The following is a 5082-nucleotide window of genomic DNA, read 5'->3' as shown; positions in this document are numbered from 1 at the left end:
TCGGCCCATTCGGGTGACGGTCGCTTGTGCGACGCCGCCACTTTGGCGGCTGAATAGTCGGGAGAGAGCCGCGCGGGGCGCGCGGCTCGCATAAGATCAGGAGACAGGGCGGGGGATCGACGGGCTACGCCCGCTCACCCCCGCCCTGCCATCTTCTTATCAGTTGGTCCGCCCAACAGTCCTGCCCCGGAAAGTCAAAAGACAAGCGCCGCCTGCGGCGTCGTCTCCGCCGGGGGCCGTGTCCTCGGCTTCGCCTGCGGGCCGCACCAACCCCCGTCTCCGATCCTTTGACTTTCCGGGCCAGGACCGTGGGTCGGGCTTCGCCCTCTCCCACTCTGTTCCGCCGAAAACATGCGTTTTCGGTCGGATCAGGTGGCCGAGGCGCAGCCCATCGGCGGAACGAGGGCACCTAGACCCCGCCGCCTCACCACGAAGGAGGCCACAAATGGCTTTTGAAGTTATCGTTATGACGGACGACGAAGGCATGTCGAAGATCCAGCCCGAGTGCATTGAGGCGTGGGCCGAGGATATGGGCGTTGCCGTCACGGGCGTTTCGTCCAACCCGCGCACCCGGCCGGAGTTGCAGGGCCATCCCGTCCTATCCGGTTTCGCCGGTCCCTGTTGGGGCGGCACGACCGACGACGGAGAGCCAATCCTGCGCTACGAAGATGCGGCAAGCTATGCCGCCCTCAGCCAGTAAGGGGGCGGATCATGGCGCAGTATAAGTGCATCATCTGCGGTGCGGTCGAGACGCTGGACCACACGGTTCCCGATTCTTGCTCGGCCTGCGGTAGCCCCGTTTTGGACCTGACGCGGGCACAGGCTATAGCGGCGAAGAACGACGCTTTCCGGCGCAGCCTGTTCACGGGCCAGACGCAAGGCGTCCCGACCGGCCACGTGTTTATGACGCGCGGGATTGCCGCCGAGAGCGCGGCCTTCCGTTGCTACGCGCTCCGGGCTGTGGCGCTGCAAACCACCTTCACCGAGGACGACGACCCTCACGCCGAACACGACTTCGGCGCCGTCACCATCGAGGGGCAAACTGTGTGGTGGAAGATCGACCTCTACGACCAAAGCCTGACCTACGGCACCGACGACCCACTGGACGACATCAAGACCAGCCGTGTCCTGACCCTGCTTTTCCCTAGCGAATACTGAGATCGGCAGCGGGGTTTCTCCCTGCCCCGCGCCGAGGCTGGCCTGTCGAGCAGGCCCAACGGGAGGGACGGCCAACGTCCCCCCATCATCCGCAGATCGGAAAGGAGGTGAGATCCATTAGCGATGACACGATCAAGCGCCGCATTGCCGAGGCTTGGGCGCTTGTCAGGAAGGGCGATCACTTTGGCATAGGCCGCCGCTTCCTGAGCCAGCACGGGGCCATCTAAGGCCCTCGCCTCAGCCCCAAGGGGCTGAGGCAGCAATAACCAGAAACGACGATCGCCACAAGGAATGCTCCAATGACCAAGCAAACCGCCATCACCGCCGACGAAACCCGTTTCCACCTCGACACCCTCCGGCTGTCGGACATGAACCCCCGGCAACACGTACCAGAGGACGAGATTGCCGAACTGGCTGAAAGCATCCGAACGGCGGGCCTTATTCAGAACATGGCCGGGATCGAGGACGGCCAGGGCGGCGTCGAAATCGTCGCCGGGGGCCGGAGGCTCCGTGCCCTGCAATATCTCGCGCAGCACTACCCCGAGAGCGGCGTGAAGAACCCGGACCTGACGCACCCCACGGTGAAGATCGCCCCCGACCAGACGACCGCGCAGGCGTGGGCGGTTGCCGAGAACGCCGCCCGGCGCAACCTGCATCCCGCCGATGAAATCCGCGCCTATGGCAAGATGGAGCAGGGCGGGGCCACGCCCGCCGTGATCGCCCGCGCCTTCGCGGTGACGGAAAAGCACGTCTACCGGAGGCTCGCGCTGGCAGGCTTGCCCGACGCCGTGATCGACGCCCTCGCCGCGAATGAGATCAGCCTTGGCATGGCCGCTTGCTTCACGATCAGTACCGACGAGGCCCGCACCCTCGAAGTGCTGGACGAGTGCAGGGGCCGGAACCTCAGCGATTACCGGATAAAGCAGGCACTCAAGCCCGAGAGCATCCGCGATACCGACCGCCGCGTGATTTTCGTGGGGCTGGACGCCTACAAAGCCGAGGGAGGCCGGATCAGCGGCGACCTATTTGCGGACGAAACGCTTCTGGATGATCCCGCCATTCTGGACGCGGTTTTCACCGCGAAGCTGGAGGAGGCCGCGCAGGAGCGCACCGCTGATGGCTGGAAGTGGGCCGAGGCAACCGCCGACCCCTATATTGGCTATTTCCAGATCGAGGACGCCAAGATGGCCCGCCTCTACCGAGAAGAAGGGGTTCTGACGCCCGAGCAGGTGGAACGTTACGATGAACTGATGGAACTCTCCGACCGCGATGCGACGGACGAGGCCGCAGACGCCGAACTCTTGGAGCTTCACGGCATCCTCGAAGGCACGTTCACCGACGAGCAGAAGGCACATTCCGGCGTGATCGTTTACGTCGATCAACGCGGCGAACTTCGCACTACTGAGGGGCTTGTGCGCAAGGAGGACAAGGCAGCGGCTATTGAAGCCGGGTTGATCCAGCCGTCTCACCATACGACCGGCGACGACGCACCGAAATCGCCCATTTCCGCCAAGCTGGCCGACGATCTTGCCCGCGTGGCAACCGGCGCGCGGCAACACGCCATGCTCCGCGATCCCGAACTGATCCTGTCCCTGCTCGCCTATCAGATGACCGGCAAGATGGGGTATCGCCGCGCCCTTGGACTCCGCGAAGATGAAGTGCCGAACTTTCCGACCACCGAAGCCGAGGGCTACACGCTCGACAAGCGGCTGACGACGCCCGCTGACCGGCCCTCCGATCCGTTCAATTCGGACCTCGCCAAAGGCTTCCGGGCCTTCCGCAAGCGGGGGCAGGATCACGTCATGGCGGAACTGACCCGTCACCTTGCTGCCCTCATCAGTGTGGGCGACGAGAAGCTGGGCGCGCTGGTCGATAAGGAGGCCGGGACCGACATTCGCGAAGTCTGGACCCCGACCGCCGCCAACTTTTTCAGCCGCGTGGGTGGCCCCTACCTCAACGACCTGTGGCGCGATCTTCTGGACCTCTCCGAAGATCATCCGACCGCCACGAGCTTCGCGAAGTTGAAGAAAGGGGAGAAGGCCGCCCGGCTCGAAAAGCTCCTTGCCGATGCCGAGACGCGCGAGGCGTTCGGCGTGACCGAGGCGCAGGCCGAGCGCATCGCCAAGTGGCTGCCCGAGGGAATGGCCTGAGATCGACAGGCAGGGCGCGCGAGCGCCCTGCCCCATCCGAAGGAGGATCAACCCGATGCCTGATTTTCGCGCCCACCGTCACCCTGTTCTGGCCGTGCGCTGCCCCGACTGCGGCAAGGCGCCCGGCCTCTGGTGCATCCGACGCAGCGGTCCCCGAGCTAACGAACTCCACCTGTCCCGCCGAGCAGAGGCCGACAGCGTTTTCGCCGAGCAGCATGGCCCCGAGGCGAGCATCGAGCGTGACGGGGACGGCTGGACCATCAACCCCCACGGTCGCGCCGGAATCCGACCGCAGGCCGAGGACGCCTGACCGTAGGCCCCCGACAGTTTCCGTTCCTTTGTGGTGAAGGATCAACCTGGCCCCGCTACCGCGGGGCCTTTTTCTACGCCTGATAACTATAGTTGACACGTCGGCACGTTGGGCACTATAGTTATCACATGGTCGAACTGCTCCGAACACCCGTCTTCGATGAATGGCTCTCTGGTCTCAAAGATGGCCAGGCCGTTGCTCGCATCGCTGTTCGTCTGGACAGACTGGCGGCTGGCAATCCCGGTAAGGTGAAACCTGTCGGGAACGGCGTCTCCGAGCTCAAGATCGACTACGGCCCCGGCTATCGCGTCTACTTCATGCAACGCGGCAGTATCGTGATTTTGCTGCTCTGTGGCGGCGACAAAAGCAGCCAGCGCCGGGATATAAAGACGGCGAAGGCTTTGGCTGAAAAATGGAAGGATCAGCTATGACTTCTGAAACACTGACCCGCTACGACTCCGCCGACTACCTGACAGATGAAACCCGCATCGCAGAATATCTCGAAGCTTCTATGGAAGAAGGCGGCGATGATCCTGCTTTCATCGCTCACGCTCTCGGCGTTGTCGCTCGGGCGAACAATATGAGCCAGCTTGCGCGTGATACCGGGATTAGCCGTGAAGGTCTCAACAAGGCCCTTTCCGGTGAAGGCAACCCCACGCTGGGGACTATCTTGAAGGTTTCCAAGGCACTCGGCCTGCGCCTGTCGTTTCGCGCAGCTTGAATCTGATCGGGCGCTGCCAGGGCCGCGCCCTGCCCGTGCCCGATCCCGCGCTGTCCGCGCGGGAGCCGCTGCCTTTCTAAGCTGCGACAGCCCCACCGGACTCGCTGTACCAGGACGAACCGTCGATCGCGGTGTGTGGCTGTTAACCTCTGCCCTGCCGAGGGTAGGCCGGAGAGCCGCTGGACTGACGCCGGCGAATACGACGAAAAGCTGGCCCAGGCGGCGCCTTCACGCTGGCCGAAGCCGCTTGGGAAGTCGCTCTGACGAGCTGGCCGCACTCGGAAATCACGATCCAGCAGGGCGCCCGCATCATGCGGAAGGGTCGAGGCCGCGACCGCGCAAGCTGACCGTCTGCACTTGTTCCCACGCCTCGCGGATCGTCCCGCGCTTCCATCTAAAGGCCGGTGTTCTTTCCGTCGCGGATGGCGTTTTTTGGCGCTGCGTTCGTAGGTCAGGGCACGCCGTGGGTGTCCTTGCGGCCGTGCGTTCGCTCGAGGACACGCCCGGCCGGGACCGCGCCCTAGTCGTCCCTTCGGTCCTCCCCGAGCCTGCCCGCCCCGTTCTCCCTGCGGCCCAGGTGCGCCGGCGCGCGTCTCGTCCCGAGCCGCCCGCCGTCGCGGCCGCGATGGTCGCCCGGGCCGGTCCGTCTCGGCCCATTCGGGTGACGGTCGCTTGTGCGACGCCGCCACTTTGGCGGCTGAATAGTCGGGAGAGAGCCGCGCGGGGCGCGCGGCTCGCATAAG

The 5082-nt window shown here is 64.7% G+C and carries 6 protein-coding genes; all 6 read left to right on the top strand.

Annotated features, from left to right (window positions below; translation table 11 throughout):
* Window positions 1-445 precede the first annotated feature (445 nt).
* The 6 genes from F3H57_RS21990 (at window position 446) to F3H57_RS21965 (ending at window position 4339) form a co-directional block, all read left to right on the top strand.
* Entirely contained in the window at window positions 446-700 is a 255-nt protein-coding gene (locus tag F3H57_RS21990; protein WP_149759066.1) for a hypothetical protein, read from the top strand.
* An 11-nt stretch (window positions 701-711) separates the two neighbouring features.
* Complete coding sequence (locus tag F3H57_RS21985; RefSeq protein ID WP_149759064.1) at window positions 712-1158, top strand: DUF3768 domain-containing protein; 447 nt, start codon at window positions 712-714, stop codon at window positions 1156-1158.
* A gap of 299 nt (window positions 1159-1457) precedes the next feature.
* Window positions 1458-3308 (top strand): ParB/RepB/Spo0J family partition protein, encoded by a 1851-nt coding sequence (locus tag F3H57_RS21980; protein WP_149759062.1) that lies wholly within the window; start codon window positions 1458-1460, stop codon window positions 3306-3308.
* Between the two features lie 55 nt (window positions 3309-3363).
* Window positions 3364-3618 carry a zinc finger domain-containing protein gene (locus tag F3H57_RS21975; RefSeq protein ID WP_149759060.1) on the top strand — a complete coding sequence of 85 codons (255 nt, stop codon included), beginning with the start codon at window positions 3364-3366 and terminating at the stop codon, window positions 3616-3618.
* Window positions 3619-3746: 128 nt separating this feature from the next.
* Window positions 3747-4049 carry a type II toxin-antitoxin system RelE/ParE family toxin gene (locus F3H57_RS21970; RefSeq protein WP_149759058.1) on the top strand — a complete coding sequence of 101 codons (303 nt, stop codon included), beginning with the start codon at window positions 3747-3749 and terminating at the stop codon, window positions 4047-4049.
* On the top strand, window positions 4046-4339 hold the full coding sequence (locus F3H57_RS21965; RefSeq protein WP_149759056.1) for an addiction module antidote protein: 294 nt from the start codon (window positions 4046-4048) through the stop codon (window positions 4337-4339). Before F3H57_RS21970 ends, F3H57_RS21965 begins: the two co-directional genes overlap by 4 nt.
* The last annotated feature ends 743 nt before the right edge of the window (window positions 4340-5082 follow it).

This window comes from Roseivivax sediminis, assembly GCF_900112685.1.
In the GTDB taxonomy this organism is placed as follows: Bacteria; Pseudomonadota; Alphaproteobacteria; order Rhodobacterales; family Rhodobacteraceae; genus Roseivivax; species Roseivivax sediminis.
The sequence above is the reverse complement of the archived record's forward strand: the minus strand, read 5'-3'. Positions and strand labels throughout refer to the sequence as shown.